Here is an 18,296-nt window from a genome sequence, read left to right on the forward strand (position 1 = left end):
TATTCTCAAGGCTAACAATACAGCATACAGTTAAACTGTACGGTTTACACGGTTTTGGAGCGTTTTGCTGTGATTATTTTCATAGTTTCAGGCCTGAATCGCATCAAAACGCTCAATTGACAAACTCTTGTGACATTCAGTGAAATGAACTGGGATTATGAGGGTGGACTGAAAATGAGTAAACCTGAAAAGCCTCAAAAAACCGATAAAAACAATGCGAGCCCTATGAAATATATGGGACTTGTAAGCGCAATCGGCATCGACCTGGCAGCATGCACTTTAGGAGGCTTTTATCTGGGCTCCTGGCTGGACAAGGTTCTGGGGGGACCCGGCTTATGGATCGCCTTCGGCGTTCTGCTCGGGCTCTTCATCGGCGGCGTAAGCGTTTTTATAATCACCAAGGCAGTCATGGGGGAAAGTGATGAATGAATTATGGAAATACCGCAGGGTATTGACCAGAACCACACTTTATTTCCTGGCCCTTTGCTTTTTGGGTGCTGCTGTCTTTCCGCAATACCGGAGCATTGCGCTAGGTATGGTGCTTGGCTCCAGCGTTAGTCTGCTTAACAGTTTTTATCTGGGGTACAAGGTGCAGAAAGTGTTGGATACTGTCGCCAGCGGAGAAGGTAAGAAGGTGAATATGGGTTTTATGACCCGTGCAGCCGTGAGCGTGCTGGCTATCGTCGTTGCATATCAGAAGCCGGAGACATTCAATCTGTACGCTGTTGCTGCTACCCTGATCTTATCGCAGTTCCTTCTCTTATTCATAGGAATTCGATTGTCTCGTAAACAAGAGTAGATTGCTCAACTGAGAAAGGGGTGAGAAAAATATGCATGAATCACCGATTATTGAATTGGGCGGCATTGAATTTGACCTTTCCATTATCCTGATGCTCATCGTAACGTGTGTTGTGGTGTTCGTGATTGCCAAGCTGGCGACTCGAAATTTGTCAGTGGATAATCCGGGCAAGCTGCAAAACTTCATGGAATGGGCGGTTGAATTCGTTCAAAACCTGATTTCAAGCACGATGGACTGGAAAAAGGGAAAGCACTTCTTGTCTCTTGGACTCACGTTCATCATGTTCATCTTCGTAGCGAATCTGCTGGGCTTGCCGTTTGGTATCGTCACCGACTACCATGACGCGGGCCATGCGCACATTTTCAACCAGGAGATCGTCTCCGTTAAAGATGCCTTCGCGAAGAATCCGGAGCTGGAGGAAGTCGGGGTGGCTTGGTGGAAATCACCGACCGCAGACGCTTCCGTAACGATGGCATTGGCACTGATTGTCTTCCTGCTGTCGCATTTCCTCGGAATCACGAAGAATACGAAGAATTATTTCAAGCACTATTTCCAGCCATACTGGTTCTTCTTCCCGATCAACGTCATCGAACAGTTCGCCAAACTGCTCACGCAGGGCATGCGTCTATTCGGTAACATTTTCGCGGGCGAGGTTCTGATCTCCGTATTGCTGAAATTGACGGCGCTGGGCGCTGTGGGCTGGGTTGCTTCCGCACTCGGACTCGTCGTTTGGCAGGGCTTCAGTATTTTCGTCGGCGCCATTCAGGCCTTCGTCTTTACGATCCTGACCATGGTGTACATCTCGCAAATGATCGAAACGCACGACGAACACGAACATTAGCTTCAACAGTTAAGCTGAAGCAACGCTTCACTCTTAACTAAACCATAAATTCTAACAAATACACATCTCTAAGGAGGATTTTACAAATGGGAGTTTGGGCATTTTTGGCAGCTGCTATCGCAGTAGGTTTGGGCGCACTTGGCGCAGGTATCGGTAACGGTTTGATCGTAAGTAAGACAGTTGAAGGTATCGCTCGTCAACCAGAAGCGAAATCCACGCTTCAAACAACAATGTTTATCGGTGTAGGTCTGGTCGAAGCCCTTCCAATCATCGGTGTAGTACTCGCGTTCTTGTTCTACGCAGGAGCATAATTTAAAACGAGCAAGGTTTGGCGGGGAAGGCCACGGCCATCCGCGCCTTCTTTTTAGCCGTCAGAATGATTCTTTCGGAAGCAAGAGTGAACGGCAGTGTACGTGCACCGGAAAGGAGTGACTAGATTTGAGTATTAACTACGCGTCTTTTATTCTCGCGTTAATCGCATTTGTGATCTTGTATCTGCTTCTTAATAAGTATGCCTTCGGACCGTTGTTCTCTATCATGGAGAAACGCCGCGAGCTGGTGCTTCAGCAAATGAACGAAGCTTCGCAAACCCGCGATCAGGCAGTCGCTTATGTAGAGGAGCAAAAACAAGCTCTCGAGGCGGCGCGCAAAGAGGCTTACGAAATTATCGAGCAGTCCAAGCAAACCAGCAACAAACAGGCTGATCAGTTGATGGCACAGGCGAAGGAAGAAGCGGCACGCATCAAAGAAGAAGCTGTACGCGACATCGCCAGTGAAAAGAACAAGGCGGTTCAGGAACTGCGCAACGAGGTTGGCGCCGTATCTGTGAAGATCGCTTCCAAGCTGCTTGAGAAAGAAGTCAGCAGCGACAGTGCACAGGAAGAGCTCGTGGACCAATACCTTAAAGAGGTAGGGGGCAGACCATGAGCCGGGAAACAATAGCAGCCAAGCGTTACGCAAAGGCGCTGTTTGAAGTGGCTGCACAGCAGCAGAAGACGCTGGAAGTGGAACAGGAACTGAAGGCTGTCGTGGAGGCCATTGCGGCTGATCATGATGTGCAGAAGTTCATCTCCACACCCAACATTGCCGCATCAGTGAAACTGGATGTGCTGAAGAAGGCCCTTCAAGAGAAAGTATCCCAGCCGGTCATCAATACCATTGAACTGCTCATTGAGCGGGGCAGAGCTGATATCCTCACGGATCTTCTGGATAGCTATATCCGGATCGAAGGCGAAAGCCTCGGAATTGCGGATGCTACAGTGTACTCCACTTATCCGCTGAGTGAGCAGGAACGGGAGGCCGTTGCTGCACAATTCGGAGCTTTGGCTAACAAAAAAATTCGCGTGAATAACGTGATTGATAAAAGTCTGCTCGGCGGCGTGAAAGTCATGATCGGCGATAAGCTGTATGACGGCAGTCTGGCAGGGAAGCTTGAACGGCTTGAAAAGTCTTTTAACAGACAAGCACAGTAGATAGGGGTGAAGACACTTGAGTATCAGACCTGAAGAAATCAGTACGCTGATTAAAAGTCAAATTGAACAATATAAATCAGATATCGAGGTATCCGAAGTCGGTACCGTTATTCAAGTAAGCGACGGTATTGCTCGTGTTCACGGTATTGACAACGTAATGGCCGGCGAGCTCGTAGAATTCGCCAATGGTGTCGTAGGCCTTGCGCTGAACTTGGAAGAAAGCAACGTAGGTGTCGTTATCCTCGGCCCTTACACCGAAATCAAAGAAGGCGACCAGGTGAAACGTACCGGCCGGATCATGCAGGTTCCCGTAGGGGAAGCTTTGCTTGGACGCGTCGTGAACCCGCTGGGTCAACCTTTGGACGGCAAAGGCCCGATCGAGGCTGCTGCATTCCGTCCGGTCGAGAATAACGCACCGGGCGTTATCGACCGTAAATCCGTTCATGAGCCAATGCAAACCGGTATCAAAGCGATCGACGCCATGGTGCCAATCGGCCGCGGCCAGCGCGAGCTCATCATCGGTGACCGTCAAACCGGTAAAACGCAAATCGCAATCGACACGATCATTAACCAAAAAGGCAATGGCGTGAAATGTATTTATGTTGCGATCGGCCAAAAGCAATCCACCGTTGCGCATGTCGTAGAAAACCTTCGCCGTCACGGCGCTTTGGACTACACGATCATCGTTACGGCATCGGCTTCCGAGCCATCCCCGCTCCTGTACATCGCTCCTTACGCGGGCTGTGCAATGGGCGAATACTTTATGTACAAAGGCGAGCATGCCCTGATCATCTATGATGACTTGTCCAAACAAGCAGCGGCATACCGCGAACTTTCCTTGCTGCTCAAGCGTCCTCCAGGCCGTGAAGCATATCCTGGTGACGTATTCTATCTGCATTCCCGTTTGCTGGAACGCGCAGCGAAGCTGAGTGACGCTCTGGGTGGAGGTTCATTAACCGCGCTGCCATTCATTGAAACACAGGCTTCCGACGTATCTGCGTACATTCCGACGAACGTAATCTCCATTACAGACGGTCAGATCTTCCTTGAATCTGAACTGTTCTATGCGGGCCAGCGTCCGGCGATCAACGTGGGTATTTCCGTATCCCGTGTCGGCAGCTCCGCGCAAATTAAAGCTATGAAAAAAGTAGCCGGCGGTATGAAGCTTGACCTTGCCCAATACCGTGAGCTTCAGGCGTTCTCCCAGTTCGGTTCCGATTTGGATAAATCCACGCTTGCCCGCCTCAACCGCGGTGCGAGACTGATGGAAATTCTGAAGCAAGGTGTTAACCAGCCGCTTAAAGTTGAGCAGCAGGTTGCGAGCTTGTACACGGCAGTCAGAGGCCATCTGGATGACATTCCAGTGGGCGATATCCGCCGCTTCGAGAAAGAATTCCTCGGATTCCTGGAAAGCAATCATCCGGAAATTCTGGCTTCCATTCGTGATACCAAAGATCTGGTTGCCGACAATGAAACGGCTCTGAAAGATGCGATCGCGAAATTTAAAAGAAGCTTTGCTGTGATGGCCTAAGCCATTAACATGAACCGGGCCGCAAGGCTCGGATTCATCTTTTTCAGATATACGGGCGCCTGGTACGGATCTGGTGTTCTGGCAGACAGCTTTGGCCCAGCCAAAGCTTAAGCCTATGCTTACGAAGTTAGCTTTGGCACAGCCAAAGTTTAAGTTTACGCTTACGAAGTTAGCTTTGACCTTCAGTCAAAGCTTGGTTTACGCTTACGAAGTTACTTTGGCTTCGCCAAAGTTTGGGTTTACGCTTACGAAGTTAGCTTTGACCTTCAGTCAAAGCTTGAAGGTGGTGAAAACATGGCAAGAGGATTGCGTGATATAAAACGTCAGATCAAAAGTATTCAAGGCACGAAGCAAATCACGAAAGCGATGGAAATGGTCGCTGCCTCCAAGCTGAGAAGAGCCCAGGAGATGGCGCAGCATGCCCGTCCTTACTCGGATAAGCTGAAAGAAGTGGTGTCCAGCATTGCCTCTGGCACGAAAGGCATCAAGCATCCGATGTTTGAGAAGCGTACCGTGAAAAAGACCGGATATCTGGTTATCACCTCTGACCGTGGTCTTGCCGGTGGATACAACGCCAACATTTTGAAAAAAGTGATGACGACGATCAAAGAGAAGCACAAGTCTGCTGACGAGTACGTAATTTTCGTGATTGGACGCAAAGGGCGCGATTATTTCCGCCGCCGTGAAATGCCGATTGCAGAGGAAGTTACGGATCTCTCCGATACGCCTTCCTTCTCGGATATCAAGTCGATCGCTTATGCAGCGGTTCGCCAGTTTGAGGATTCGCAAATCGATGAACTGCATATCTGCTACAACCGTTTCGTGAACGCACTGACTCAAATTCCTGAAGTGGATCAGCTTCTGCCTATGGAAAACATGGGGACGGAGTCGACCGGTGTAACGGCCAGCTACGAGTACGAGCCGTCTCCGGAAGCCGTGCTTGAAGCGCTGCTGCCTAGATACGCTGAAACATTGATTTTCAGCGCACTTCTGGATGGCAAAGCGAGTGAGCTCGGAGCGAAAATGACAGCGATGGGCGCAGCAACGAAGAACGCGACCAAGCTGATCGGCGAATTGACTCTTACGTACAACCGTGCACGTCAGGCTGCCATTACTCAGGAGATTTCCGAGATCGTGGCCGGAGCGAACGCTCAGGCGTAAGAGGATTGTTTAAGCAAGAAGTGACAGACCATGAACGGAATATAACGTTAAGCATTGCAGCTTACGATGTAGGTTTGCATATAAGCAGACTTGTAGGAGGGAACAAAAAAGATGAACAAAGGACGCGTAGTCAGCATTATGGGTGCGGTTGTCGACATCGAGTTCGAAAGAGGTCAACTTCCGGAAATCTACAATGCGATTAAAATTGAGGGCACGGTCGCTGGCGGACGCCAAATCGACTTGACCCTGGAAGCTTCAAACCATCTCGGCGACAACTTGGTACGCTGCATCGCCATGTCGTCTACAGACGGACTGGTACGCGGCATGGAAGCCGTCGATCAAGGCGCTCCAATTACCGTGCCGGTAGGTCCAACGACTCTTGGACGCGTATTTAACGTACTCGGCAAGCCGATCGACGAAGCAGGCGACGTGACGACTGAAGTCAGCAGCCCGATTCACCGTGAAGCTCCAAAATACGATGAGCTGTCTACTCAGGCTGAAATGCTGGAGACAGGCATCAAAGTTATCGACCTTTTGGCTCCTTACCAAAAAGGTGGTAAAATCGGTCTCTTCGGTGGCGCGGGTGTAGGTAAAACCGTTGCGATCCAGGAACTGATCAACAACATCGCGCAGGAACACGGCGGTATCTCCGTATTCGCAGGTGTTGGTGAACGTACCCGTGAAGGTAACGACTTGTACCATGAAATGAGCGACTCCGGCGTTATCAAGAAAACCGCGATGGTATTCGGACAAATGAACGAGCCGCCAGGCGCGCGTCTTCGCGTCGCATTGACGGGTCTGACGATGGCGGAATACTTCCGTGATCAAGAAGGCAAAGACGTTCTGCTCTTCATCGACAACATTTTCCGTTTCACACAAGCCGGTTCCGAAGTATCCGCCTTGCTCGGCCGCATGCCGTCCGCGGTAGGTTACCAGCCTACGCTGGCAACGGAGATGGGTCAGCTGCAAGAGCGTATTACTTCCACGAAAAAAGGTTCCGTAACGTCCATCCAGGCCATCTACGTGCCTGCCGATGACTATACTGACCCGGCTCCTGCAACGACATTTGCCCACTTGGATGCAACAACCAACCTGGAGCGTAAAATCTCCGAAATGGGTATCTACCCGGCGGTGGATCCACTCGCTTCGAGTTCCCGTATCCTGGCACCTGAAATTGTAGGCGAAGAGCATTACAATGTCGCTCAAGGCGTTAAGCAGCTGCTTGCACGCTATAACGAGCTTCAAGATATTATCGCGATCCTCGGTATGGATGAGCTGAGCGAGGACGACAAACTGATCGTAGCGCGTGCACGTAAAGTACAGCGTTTCTTGTCCCAACCGTTCCACGTTGCGGAAGCATTTAACGGCATGCCGGGTACGTATGTACCTGTCAAAGAAACGATCCGCAGCTTCAAGGAAATCCTCGATGGCAAACACGATGATCTTCCGGAAGCAGCATTCCTCTTCGTAGGAACGATCGACGAAGCCGTAGAAAAAGCAAAAACGCTGGAATAGGTCCTGCAAGGGAAGCTATAGCTTGCCGATGCGAGCTGTTCAGGAGGGATGAACGTGAGTACCTTTTTATTGGAAATTGTGACGCCGGATCACTTGGCATATTCCGGAGAGGTAGAAAGCCTGACGGTTCGGGGAGTGGAAGGCGATCTCGGTATCTTGCCGGGACACATTCCTATGGTTACCCCGCTTCAAGTCGCTCCTCTTATCGTCAAAACTGGCAAGAAAACGAGCCAGATCGCGGTGAATGGCGGCTTTGTGGAAATCCGTAAGGACAAGGTGGTTGTTTTGGCGGAGAGCGCCGAGACAGCGGAAGAGATCGATCTGCAGCGTGCTGAAGCGGCCAAGGAACGCGCTGAGCGTCGACTGGCAGTCAGCAGCAAGCAGGATGAAATTGATTTCCGCCGCGCCGAACTGGCGCTGCAAAAAGCCATTAACCGGATCAACGTATTCGGTGGTAAGAAGTAAATAAGCAGTCAAGCCCGTCTCGTCCATCTGAGACGGGCTGTTTTTTTGTTGAAATGGTGCCTTAAGGCTCGTCATAAAATGTAGAATGATAGGCAATTCAAGAGAATATTTCCGAGGAAATGTCTTGTAATATCGAACAAAATAGGAAAGTTCACACAAGTAAACGCTTTATTTAAAAAGAATTTGGTAATTACGTAATTGTTGCTGGATTCTTTGTGCTGTGCCCAGTATTATATAATAGTCCCTTTGATTGCTGTTATAAAATGAACGAAAGCTGAAGTCTTCTTTTGTTCAATTTATAAAGCTACAAACGAATGGAAGAAATGCATACTGTGTTTTCTTAGAGAGGTCTCCTCGCTAGGATGACAGAGCAAGCGGCGTTTGATTCGTTTGGATGGATTAACCTGAATGGATGGGGGTGTCATAATGGATTCAAACATCACGAACGACCTGGTGGGCAGTATGGGGGTCAGCGGGCTGATCTCGATTGTCATCTCTCTGATCTGTATTGGTCTGTCTTGGTGGGCTTTGCAGAACCTGAAGCTGGATCTGTTCATCCGCTTTCCCAAGAGCGCGCAGGGCAAGCTTCTGCATCTGCTGCTGTCCATCATTTTGGGACATTTCGTTGCTAAATTCCTTCTCGATTATTTGAGTTGGAGCCAAATGATTAAGTACATGTTTTAAGGAAGCGGTCTTTGGTTATATCTCTGTTAGGCTGTTGTCATGCCGAATGTCGGACGGACAACGAATGTGTCGAATAATAACATTTTTTTATGTCAACAATGAATACAACGGTATAAAATAGACTAAAGCTCTTATGTTACTTCTGAGCTCCTGGTTGTTACGCAGGAGAAACGGCTTTCATCTATCTTTGGTTCTATTTTATGCATGGATGCCTGGTAAACCTCTAGGCGCGACACGGCTGCTGCGGGGCTTGCAAGGCAGATTCGGTGTGTGCAAAAATCCCTCTGTTTTCATTTATGGATCCGGTTTTGCTTGTGCATAGGCCATAAGCCCCAGGATCAGCCGTGTTTTGGGCTCATTCGCCAAAAAACGCTTGTATCCATGAAAAGATCGGTGTTATGATGGAAGTTAGGGAATTAGCTATGTAATTTCTTATGACTACAGATATTTGTGGAAAAAAATGGACGCGGAGGGAATCATGATGAGCAAATTTATCGTCCGCGGTGGCAATAAACTGACCGGAAGCGTGAAAGTCAGCGGAGCAAAAAATTCAGTTCTTCCGATCATCGCTGCCTCTCTTCTTGGGGAAGAAGGAGTAAGTGTCATTTACGACGCACCTCCTCTTGACGATGTAATTACAATCAGCAAAGTATTGGAATCGATAGGTGCAGGCATTACATATGAAAATGATGTAATGAGGGTTGATGCCCAAGCTATTTCCTCTTGCGAAGCGCCTTACGAATGGGTGCGTAAAATGCGTGCGTCTTTTTTGGTAATGGGTCCGCTGCTCGCAAGAATGGGGCATACACGGATTTCACTGCCTGGAGGTTGCGCCATTGGAACAAGGCCGATTGATCAGCACTTGAAAGGCTTTGAGGCTTTGGGTGCCGAGATCAGTCTTGGACAAGGTTATATTGAGGCGAAAATGAATGGCAGATTGCGCGGGGCTAAAATCTATCTGGATGTGGCCAGCGTAGGTGCTACTGAAAATATTATGATGGCTGCCACTCTTGCAGAAGGCGTGACCGTAATCGAAAATGCGGCGAAAGAGCCGGAAATTGTCGATTTGGCCAACTACCTGAACGGAATGGGCGCAAAAGTTCGCGGTGCGGGCACAGGCGTGATCCGGATCGAGGGCGTGGAGAAAATGCACGGCACAGAACATACGGTCATTCCTGACCGGATTGAAGCAGGTACTTACATGGTGGCTGCAGCGATTACGGGCGGCGATGTGTATGTCGAAGGCGCGATTGTCGATCATTTGGGTCCGGTCATTTCCAAGCTGGAAGAGATGGGCGTTACCATCAAACCGGATGAGAACGGCGTGCGCGTTACGGCAAATCATCCCCTGAAGGCTGTGGACATCAAGACACTTCCTTACCCGGGCTTCCCGACGGATATGCAGTCGCAAATGATGGCGCTGCTTCTCAAATCCGAAGGTACGAGCGTGGTTACCGAGACTGTATTTGAAAACCGCTTTATGCATGTGGATGAATTCCAGCTCATGAATGCGGAGATCAAAGTGGAAGGGCGTACAGCCATCGTGACGGGCGGAGCCAACCTGAAAGGCGCGAAGGTGTGCGCAACTGATTTGCGTGCAGGTGCGGCGCTGATTCTGGCGGGACTGATTTCCGAAGGAACGACGGAAGTAAGCGGAACACATCACATTGACCGCGGTTATGTGAACTTGGCCGAGAAGTTGACAGGTCTTGGCGCCAACATTTGGCGCTTGGAAGAGCCTGTGCTGGATCAGCCGGCTCCGGCGAAGAAAAAGGTGGAGCTGGAAGAAGAGGTTCCTTTGTTCAATGTCCAGCCAACTTGGGTATAAGCGATTCTGTTTCTCATGTAAAAGAACGCGAATAACATTGTACTGGAAATAGGCAAGAACCTGGACTGTAAATGAAAATGTGAATTGATAAGGACCGTATCCCTGGTGGGATGCGGTCCTTTTTGTTGATGTCGGAAAGCAGAATATTCGCAGCCGGGCCAGTCTGAATTGCAAGAACACATCTAAATACGGGCTGTAATAACTGAAAATACGTCGATGGACGTTTTTTCTTTTATAGAACTTATATACCGGGGGTCCTCGCAATGTACCTGACTGGACTTCGGAGCAAAGCCTCACTTTGCTGGGTTGTGATCATATGAATCTTTCGATTCTCTTAAAAAGGGTTCTATCAGTCCTGCGCAGTTCATAACTATACATATCGGGATTAAGAGAGGCGCGAAAGATTGAGATAATGACAGGACAAACCTTTGTCTCATATCGCTGCTTCATGGGAGAGATCAGCAGACCATTATCGACAAAATGGAGGTAGGAACCTATGAAGGACCCACGGACACAAATCAAGGTAGCGGTTGGAGGGCGAGGCGAAGCTTCCGGGCCGGACATGCTTATAGATCAGCCGCGCGCGCAGGCTGGATCCGGGAGCGGCCGGGAGCCACGCCCGGCCGCCGGAGAGGCAGCGCCGGGCACGGGGCACCAGCCCGGCGCAGGCAGGCCCAGGCAGCACCTGCGGGTGCTGCCTGACGCCCTCGCGCAGCCGCCGCAGGCCGCTGCGCCAGAGCTGCCGGAGCCGCGCGAAGCGCTCCGGCCGGGGGAGCCGGGCGCGCCCGCAGGCGCCCGGCAGGACCCTGGGCGGCGGCCATGGGCCACGCCGCCTGCCGCGCGCGGCCGCGGCCCAGCCTGGCGGCCGCACCGCCCGGGCAGCGCCCGCAGGCTGCCTCCCGCACTGTGGGCGGCGGGAGGGCTGCTCGCGCTGGCGCTGCTGATCCCGGCGCTTGTGGTGGCGACGCACCACAAGCCGGATCCTGCACCGGCGCCCATGCCCGCGCCGGTGGCACCTGCGGCTGCTCCGCAGGCGCAAGCGCCACAGCCGCAGGTGTCCGTCTATCTGACGAAGACGGACAAGGTCGAGACGCTGCCGCTCGAGGATTACGTCGTAGGCGTGATCGCCGCCGAGATGCCCGCCGAGTTCGATCTCGATGCGCTGAAGGCACAGGCTGTCGCGGCGCGCACCTTTATCACGCGCAGGCTGGCAGACGGCGATAAGAGCGGCGTGCCGGGGGGCAAGGCCCAAGTGACCGATACGGTCCTGCACCAGGCGTATATATCGAAGGAACAGCTGGAGACACAGTGGAATGGTAAGCCGGAGCAGCTGGCCAAGCTGAAGCGGGCGGTGGAAGAATCCAGGAATACGATCATGACTTTTAACGGCAAACCGATCACGGCCTCTTTCTTCTCCAGCGGCAACGGCTATACGGAGAATTCGGAAGAGTATTGGAGCCAGAGTATCCCTTATTTGCGCAGCGTCGCCAGTCCCTGGGACAAGCAGGCTCCGGGGTACGAGGAGACGGTGAAGATGAGCCGGGAGGATTTTCTGACGAAGCTCGGTCTTACAGGCAAGACCGTTCCGGCCTTAGCCATGGAGGAGGGGCAGCCTTTTATTCACATTCTCTCATCGACCACCGGGCACCGGATCAAGGAAATATCCATTGGAGGCGTCACGTTCACCGGCCGTGAAGTCCGCGAGAAGCTGGGGCTGCGCTCCAGCCAGTTCAGCTGGAAGACCTCCGGAAGCGACGTGCTGATCACGACGTACGGGTACGGGCACGGTGTCGGCATGAGCCAATGGGGAGCGGAAGGAATGGCCAAGGAGGGCTATTCCGCGACCGATATTCTGAAACACTACTATACCGGCGTACAGTTCGCGAAAGCGTCGGATTATATAAAGGTAAGCGACAAGAAGGATTAAGAGAGACGGCTGATTTTACAGGGATGCTATAAAGTGAGGAGAATAACAGAATTCCCCGCCGGAGAATGTACTTATAGAGAAGAAGGGAGGCGGATAAACGAAGCTTCACCCCAAGGCTTCTCCGGGGGGAGCTTGCATCGAAGGCATACGCGGTCCTTGGATTTCAACGATGTCTATCTTCTATATAATGGAGTAAGAGGAACAGCACATCTCCTGCACTCGAGTGGAATGAAGGAGAAAACAGGATGATGCGGTATATAAGTTGAATGAAGAGAAGGTAAAGGCACCTCGCCTGTGTATAAGATGAAATCAAGGAAACGAAGGGTCAGACTCTATTTTGATTCATAGTTGGTTCATACAAGGATAAGAGATCCGGCACAGCTGAGATCGTAAGCATCATCCGGATTCGAAATAGATGATAGGCTCGATGCCCCGCTCATCTTATACACCTTTACGAGCTTCTGAGCTTTTAGAGCTTTTAGAGCTTCTAGAGCTTATGGAGCTTGTATAGCTTGGATAAGGCCTCTATCCTTTTTTAAAAAAATAATATAAGAGATACGTATAAAAGGTTTGGCCCCGGTAACAATGATTACTGAGGTGATAACCATATGAATGAACAAAACAAAAGTAACCAAAACCATGGAGAAACTCCTAAAAAAGCACAGGGAGAGCTGGTAAGCCAGCCGTCTGCATGGAAAAAGCTGTTGTCCAAACGGTGGGTATACCCGGCAGCTTACGTGGCCGCAGCAGCAATTATACTAACCTTAGTTTGGGTCTACCAGGATGCCAGCCAGAACAAACTCGCACAAGACCCTGCTAAAGTTTCAGAGACTGCTGCTACATCGAACACGAAAGAAGCCGGCAAGGAAGCCGGTAAGGACGAAAAAGCCGTTGAAGTCACTGCTGCTGTCGTAGACATGGCATGGCCTGTAGCCGATGCCAAGGAAGTCAAAGTCGTGAAGCCTTTCTTTGAAAAAGATGGAACCGCCGAGAATAACCAGGCGGCCATGGTGCAGTACAACGATACGTTCAGCCCGAATGTCGGCATCGACCTGGGACGCGAAGATGACAAGACGTTTGAAGTTACTGCAGCCCTGGACGGCAAAGTAACCCGCGTTGAAGTGAATCCGCCGCTGACCGGTACGGTAATCGAGATTATGCATGAGAATGACGTGAAGACGGTATACCAAGCCCTTTCCGACGCCAAAGTTAAAGTGGGCGATACCGTGAAGCAGGGCGATAAGATCGGTACGGCTGGCCGCAGCGAAATCGAAAAGGATCTCGGAAACCACGTGCATTTCGAAGTGCATGAAAAAGGCACGCCGGTGAATCCGGAAGATCTGCTTCCAAAACAATAATCAAGCAGCAGGCAAAAGGCAGGGGAGAGCTCCCCTGTCTTTTCTCTTTTTGGTTGCTTGGCAAGAAATCCCTCTAAGCATAGAGCGCGCTTGGATAAGCCGCAAAAAACAGGCCCTGCTTGGCAGGGTTATTTTGCGCGTTTTGAAAATAAATGGGCCTTGCGTAGCTTGTCAGGTCCTGAAAGCGCGAATATATAGGCACGCCCCTCATATAATGTACCAAACTATCCACAGTAGGGAGGCGGGAGCGTGCACGATTACATCAAGGAACGGACGATTAAAATTGGACGTTGTATCGTGGAGACGAAGCACACGGTCCGGACAATAGCCAAAGAATTTGGCGTATCAAAAAGCACAGTGCATAAGGACTTGACCGAACGTTTGCCGGAGATCAATCCTGATTTGGCAGACCAGGTTAAGCACATTCTCGAATATCACAAATCGATCCGTCATCTCCGCGGAGGGGAAGCCACCAAAATCAAGTACAAAAAGACGAAAAAACGCGAAGCCGTGGCCTCCGCCAAATCATAATTTTTGCGCATGGCAAGCCGCTTTAAACATTGAATCCGTCCCCTGAAGTATGATATGTTAAAAGATGGTATAAGGTCGAAAATTGTGATCCCGGCTTCCCTATGTACATACATCTTGCCGCATCTTGTCGAAAAGGGACTTTCAAAAGGCTCAGGGACTCTTTTACCATAAAATATGACTTTGGGGGCTCTTTTCATGATGTTTAGCAAGGATATTGGGATTGATCTGGGCACGGCAAACGTGCTCATACATGTCAAAGGGAAGGGGGTTGTTCTTGACGAACCTTCTGTCGTGACGATCGAAAGCGACACCAAGAGAGTCCTTGCCGTCGGGGAAGATGCCCGCCGCATGGTCGGGCGTACGCCGGGAAATATCGTGGCTATTCGTCCGCTGCGGGATGGCGTCATTGCCGATTTTGCCATTACGGAAGCGATGCTTAAATATTTTATTGACCGCGTGGGAGGCCGGAGCTGGAGCAGCCGTCCGCGCATTCTCATTTGCGCGCCGACCAACATCACGTCGGTCGAGCAGAAGGCCATTCGCGAAGCGGCCGAGCGCAGTGGGGCCAAAGACGTATTTTTGGAAGAGGAACCGAAGGCGGCGGCCATTGGCGCGGGCATGGACATTTTCCAGCCGAGCGGCAACATGGTCGTCGATATCGGCGGCGGAACCACGGATGTAGCAGTGCTTTCCATGGGCGACATCGTGACCGCCTCTTCTATTAAAATGGCGGGGGACAAGTTCGACGAGTCCATCGTCAAATATATCAAGAACAAATATAAACTGCTGATCGGCGAGCGTACCTCCGAGGATATCAAGATCAAAATCGGAACGGTACGTCCTGGAGGACGCCAGGATGAGATGGATATCCGCGGACGCGACATGGTGTCCGGACTTCCGCTTACGGTCACCATTTCTTCGAGCGAGATTCAGGAAGCATTGTGGGAACCTGTCTACTCTATCGTAACAGCTGCCAAGTCGGTGCTGGAGCGGACGCCGCCGGAGCTGTCGGCGGATATTATCGACCGCGGTGTGATTCTGACGGGCGGAGGGGCGATGCTGAACGGACTGGACGAGCTCCTCGCCGAGGAGCTGCGCGTACCGGTGCTGATCGCCGAGGATCCGATGCACTGCGTCGTGAAGGGCACGGGCATTATGCTGGATAATTTGGATAAAGTGGTTAAGAAATCGTTCTGAACCGCCGATATATTAAATATCAATGACGGGCTGACGGCCCATTCATCATAGCATTGGAGTACGAATTTATATTGAAATAGATTGCAGGACCATGAAAGGGGTGCCCCCACTCACATGATCAGAGGATTTTATACGGCAGCTGCCGGCATGCTGACACAGGAGAACCGCCACGATACGGCGGTACAGAATTTAGCCAATATCAATACGCCCGGATATAAGCAGGTGAACAGCGTAGCCCGCTCCTTTCCGGAAATGCTCATTACGATGATGGGCGGGACAAGCGATGCTCCGGTGTCGACCATCGGCAAGCTGAACACGGGCGTGTTTGCCGAGGAAGCCTTGTCCATGTACCAGCAGGGCCTGATCAAAGCGAGCAGCAAGCCGACAGATTTTGCGCTTGTGTCCGATATGGAAGTGACGGATCCGGCAACCAATCAGAATATTGCCTTTGACGGATCGGGCAAATTCATCAGCGATAACGGCGATGTCATTTATAAGCCGGAGGCCTTCTTTACGGTAGCGGATCAGAACGGAGATCCCCGGTATACCAAAGACGGCAATTTCAAGGTCGGAAACGACGGCAGATTGCTGACTTCGGCCGGTTACCAGGTATTGGATGCCAATAATCAACCGATCGTATTGACAGGCCCGGTGGACAGCTTTAAAGTGGACGAGCAGGGGTATGTACTCGATCCCGCTACCGGTGCGCGCGGACAACGAATCGGCGTGTCCGTGGTTGGGCAGCCTTATCAGATGGTCCGTGAAGGCGAGGGCGTGTACCGCCTCGATGACCCGCAGGGTGCTGAAGTTCGGGCCCTTGGTCCAAATGATCGCGTAGAAGTGCGTCAGAACTACATTGAGGCATCGAACGTGAACGCGTCCGAAGTCGTGGTGGACATGAATACGGCGCTCCGCGCTTATGAAGCCAATCAGAAGGTCATTCAAATTTACGATAAAAGCTTGGATAAGGCCGTGAACGAAGTAGGAAGAGTATAGGCCGGCCGGACTTTTCATAACAATAGTATTTATACGTATACATGCCGGGGTTCTGCCAAGCTCCTGAACTGACCCCGGAGCAAAGCCCCACGATGTGGGGCTATTTAAGGGAGGTTTATGATGAATAACTCCATGATCACCGCGCTTGTGTCGATGAACGGCATTCAGCGCAAGCTGGATACCATCGCCGACAACATCGCGAACCTGGATACCGTGGGATACAAGCAGAAGGATCTCTCCTTTGAGGATACGCTGACGTCCGTGATGCAGCAGCCGAAGGATTTCCGGCAGCAGGGACGATTCTCCCCGCTCGGTTATACGACCGGCTATGGCGTCCGGACGGGCGACGTGACCCGCGATATGACAGGGGGGCCGCTCGAACAGACGAATAATCCGCTCGATCTCGCCATTGAAGGCAGCGGGATGTTCGCCGTCGAGGTCGGGGGCAAGCGCGCCTATACCCGTGAAGGGGGCTTTCATTTTGCACCGGACCCGAGTGATCCGGACTCGATGGTCCTGCTGAACAACCAGGGGTATTACGTATTAAATGAGAAGAATCAGCATATCAAAGCCCCGGATGATGCCAAGGTTGCGATTGATCCTCATGGCAAGGTGCTGGTGGATCAGGCAGGTGTCATTACCGAAGCAGGCAAGCTGAAAGTGCTGAAGCCGCTCCGCGAGGATGCGCTCCAGCAGATGGACGGCAACCTGTTCGTCGTGCCGGGCAGCATGACCGAAGCGCAGGTGTTTGAAGTGCCGGCGAATGGTGGACTTCCAGAAGATACCTCGATCCGCTCCGGTTATCTCGAGAAATCCAACGTGGATTACATGGGCCAAATTACGGAAATGATGCAAATGCAGCGTGCCTACCAGCTGGCTGCGAGAGCGATCGCCTCCAGCGACACCTTGATGAACCTGGCCAACAATATGCGGGGTTAAGGTGATTGCAGCGATGAGTGAACCTAATAAGCCTGCCGATAAGCTGACGAGAGTCCAGAACCAGAACCGCCAAGCATCGCCGGATAAGCCGGGGTCAGATCCGGAGAACGGGCAGCCGGCCAGAAGAAAGACGGCGCGCTGGAGAATCGTCATCCGCTGGATGATTCCGCTGTTTCTGGTGCTCGCTTTGATCGGAGGCATGACCGTCGGATATGTCGTATTTGGCAAGCAAAGCCTGTCGGACGTGTTTGAGTGGAAGACATGGCAGCATGTCATTGACCTGGTCTTTGCCCCATGATGGGATGCGCCCATCTTAGATTGACACAAACTCCTCCGCTTCCCGGCGGAGTTTTCTTTTTTTGCTCGGAAAATGTATAATGATGGGGGACTTAAGGGACAACAAAAGGACCCTGTCGGTGCCGCTATCACTGAAGACCGCGGCTGGCCGGCAGAGCCCCTTATCTGAACCTTCACGTCTGCAGTCGGTGAAGGATAACTATAGTTTTTCCGTAAATACGAGTTTTTATGCAAAATAGCAGTAAAATAAGGATCATAATGCGAATGTCGGAAGGAGATTTGAAGATGGTGCTAAATGTCAAAGAAATTCAGGAAATCATCCCGCATCGTCCCCCGTTCTTGCTGGTGGACCGGATCTTGGAGATGGAGGTAGGCAAGCGTGCGGTCGGCATTAAGAACGTGACGATCAACGAGCCGTTTTTCATCGGCCATTTTCCCGAATATCCGGTGATGCCGGGGGTGTTAATCACTGAAGCTCTGGCTCAAGTGGGAGCTGCCGCAATTTTACAGGAAGAGAGCAACAAGGGCAAAATCGGCTTCCTGGCAGGGCTTGACGGCTTCCGGTTCAGAGGACAGGTGGTGCCGGGCGACACGCTTCGTTTGGAAGTGGAGATAACTCGGTTAAAAGGTAGTATAGGCAAGGGACATGCGATTGCCAAGGTCGAGGATAAGATCGTCGCTGAAGGCGAGATTATGTTCGCCCTGTCCGATCCGACCAAAGCCTAAATACGAATACCTAACCGTAAGCGGTGAAA

20 protein-coding genes are annotated in these 18,296 nt (G+C 51.4%); all 20 read left to right on the forward strand.

Features of this window, described 5'->3' with window-relative positions:
- Positions 1 to 174 precede the first annotated feature (174 nt).
- Positions 175 to 429 (forward strand): AtpZ/AtpI family protein, encoded by a 255-nt coding sequence (locus tag ACTHPM_RS18080; RefSeq protein ID WP_440396364.1) that lies wholly within the window; start codon positions 175 to 177, stop codon positions 427 to 429.
- Complete coding sequence (locus tag ACTHPM_RS18085) at positions 422 to 799, forward strand: ATP synthase subunit I (protein ID WP_440396363.1); 378 nt, start codon at positions 422 to 424, stop codon at positions 797 to 799. Before ACTHPM_RS18080 ends, ACTHPM_RS18085 begins: the two co-directional genes overlap by 8 nt.
- Before the next feature lie 31 nt (positions 800 to 830).
- Positions 831 to 1,640, forward strand: a complete 810-nt coding sequence (gene atpB / locus ACTHPM_RS18090) for a F0F1 ATP synthase subunit A (RefSeq protein WP_440396362.1) — start codon at positions 831 to 833, stop codon at positions 1,638 to 1,640.
- An 86-nt stretch (positions 1,641 to 1,726) separates the two neighbouring features.
- Positions 1,727 to 1,951 (forward strand): F0F1 ATP synthase subunit C, encoded by a 225-nt coding sequence (gene atpE / locus ACTHPM_RS18095; protein WP_036706394.1) that lies wholly within the window; start codon positions 1,727 to 1,729, stop codon positions 1,949 to 1,951.
- A 127-nt stretch (positions 1,952 to 2,078) separates the two neighbouring features.
- Entirely contained in the window at positions 2,079 to 2,567 is a 489-nt protein-coding gene (atpF, locus tag ACTHPM_RS18100) for a F0F1 ATP synthase subunit B (protein WP_440396361.1), read from the forward strand.
- Entirely contained in the window at positions 2,564 to 3,112 is a 549-nt protein-coding gene (locus tag ACTHPM_RS18105) for a F0F1 ATP synthase subunit delta (protein WP_440396360.1), read from the forward strand. The genes atpF and ACTHPM_RS18105 overlap by 4 nt, the downstream gene beginning before the upstream one ends.
- Before the next feature lie 16 nt (positions 3,113 to 3,128).
- Positions 3,129 to 4,643, forward strand: coding sequence for a F0F1 ATP synthase subunit alpha (gene atpA / locus ACTHPM_RS18110; protein WP_440396359.1), 1,515 nt, complete (start codon positions 3,129 to 3,131; stop codon positions 4,641 to 4,643).
- A gap of 294 nt (positions 4,644 to 4,937) precedes the next feature.
- A complete protein-coding gene (gene atpG, locus ACTHPM_RS18115) occupies positions 4,938 to 5,804 on the forward strand; it encodes an ATP synthase F1 subunit gamma (protein ID WP_440396358.1) in 867 nt (288 codons plus the stop codon).
- Positions 5,805 to 5,915: 111 nt separating this feature from the next.
- Positions 5,916 to 7,319, forward strand: coding sequence for a F0F1 ATP synthase subunit beta (gene atpD / locus ACTHPM_RS18120; protein WP_440396357.1), 1,404 nt, complete (start codon positions 5,916 to 5,918; stop codon positions 7,317 to 7,319).
- Positions 7,320 to 7,373: 54 nt separating this feature from the next.
- Positions 7,374 to 7,784: a F0F1 ATP synthase subunit epsilon gene (locus ACTHPM_RS18125; RefSeq protein WP_440396356.1), complete on the forward strand. Its 411-nt coding sequence runs from the start codon at positions 7,374 to 7,376 to the stop codon at positions 7,782 to 7,784.
- Positions 7,785 to 8,210: 426 nt separating this feature from the next.
- The gene (locus tag ACTHPM_RS18130) at positions 8,211 to 8,468 is read left to right on the forward strand and encodes a DUF1146 family protein (RefSeq protein WP_440396355.1); all 258 of its coding nucleotides are present in this window, start codon (positions 8,211 to 8,213) and stop codon (positions 8,466 to 8,468) included.
- A 481-nt stretch (positions 8,469 to 8,949) separates the two neighbouring features.
- Positions 8,950 to 10,296 (forward strand): UDP-N-acetylglucosamine 1-carboxyvinyltransferase, encoded by a 1,347-nt coding sequence (murA, locus tag ACTHPM_RS18135; protein WP_440396353.1) that lies wholly within the window; start codon positions 8,950 to 8,952, stop codon positions 10,294 to 10,296.
- Positions 10,297 to 10,792: 496 nt separating this feature from the next.
- On the forward strand, positions 10,793 to 12,223 hold the full coding sequence (gene spoIID / locus ACTHPM_RS18140) for a stage II sporulation protein D (protein WP_440396352.1): 1,431 nt from the start codon (positions 10,793 to 10,795) through the stop codon (positions 12,221 to 12,223).
- Between the two features lie 608 nt (positions 12,224 to 12,831).
- Positions 12,832 to 13,581 carry a peptidoglycan DD-metalloendopeptidase family protein gene (locus ACTHPM_RS18145; RefSeq protein WP_440396351.1) on the forward strand — a complete coding sequence of 250 codons (750 nt, stop codon included), beginning with the start codon at positions 12,832 to 12,834 and terminating at the stop codon, positions 13,579 to 13,581.
- A gap of 249 nt (positions 13,582 to 13,830) precedes the next feature.
- Positions 13,831 to 14,112, forward strand: coding sequence for a sporulation transcriptional regulator SpoIIID (spoIIID, locus tag ACTHPM_RS18150; RefSeq protein ID WP_036715046.1), 282 nt, complete (start codon positions 13,831 to 13,833; stop codon positions 14,110 to 14,112).
- Positions 14,113 to 14,310: 198 nt separating this feature from the next.
- The gene (locus ACTHPM_RS18155) at positions 14,311 to 15,309 is read left to right on the forward strand and encodes a rod shape-determining protein (protein WP_440396807.1); all 999 of its coding nucleotides are present in this window, start codon (positions 14,311 to 14,313) and stop codon (positions 15,307 to 15,309) included.
- Between the two features lie 114 nt (positions 15,310 to 15,423).
- Entirely contained in the window at positions 15,424 to 16,305 is an 882-nt protein-coding gene (locus ACTHPM_RS18160) for a flagellar hook-basal body protein (protein WP_440396350.1), read from the forward strand.
- Between the two features lie 120 nt (positions 16,306 to 16,425).
- Positions 16,426 to 17,244: a flagellar hook-basal body protein gene (locus ACTHPM_RS18165; RefSeq protein WP_440396349.1), complete on the forward strand. Its 819-nt coding sequence runs from the start codon at positions 16,426 to 16,428 to the stop codon at positions 17,242 to 17,244.
- Between the two features lie 13 nt (positions 17,245 to 17,257).
- Entirely contained in the window at positions 17,258 to 17,542 is a 285-nt protein-coding gene (locus tag ACTHPM_RS18170; protein ID WP_440396348.1) for a DNA-directed RNA polymerase subunit beta, read from the forward strand.
- A gap of 284 nt (positions 17,543 to 17,826) precedes the next feature.
- The gene (fabZ, locus tag ACTHPM_RS18175; RefSeq protein WP_440396347.1) at positions 17,827 to 18,267 is read left to right on the forward strand and encodes a 3-hydroxyacyl-ACP dehydratase FabZ; all 441 of its coding nucleotides are present in this window, start codon (positions 17,827 to 17,829) and stop codon (positions 18,265 to 18,267) included.
- Positions 18,268 to 18,296: the final 29 nt, after the last annotated feature.

The sequence above is a fragment of the Paenibacillus sp. SAFN-054 genome (genome assembly GCF_051966755.1).
Taxonomy (GTDB): Bacteria; Bacillota; Bacilli; order Paenibacillales; family Paenibacillaceae; genus Paenibacillus_AQ.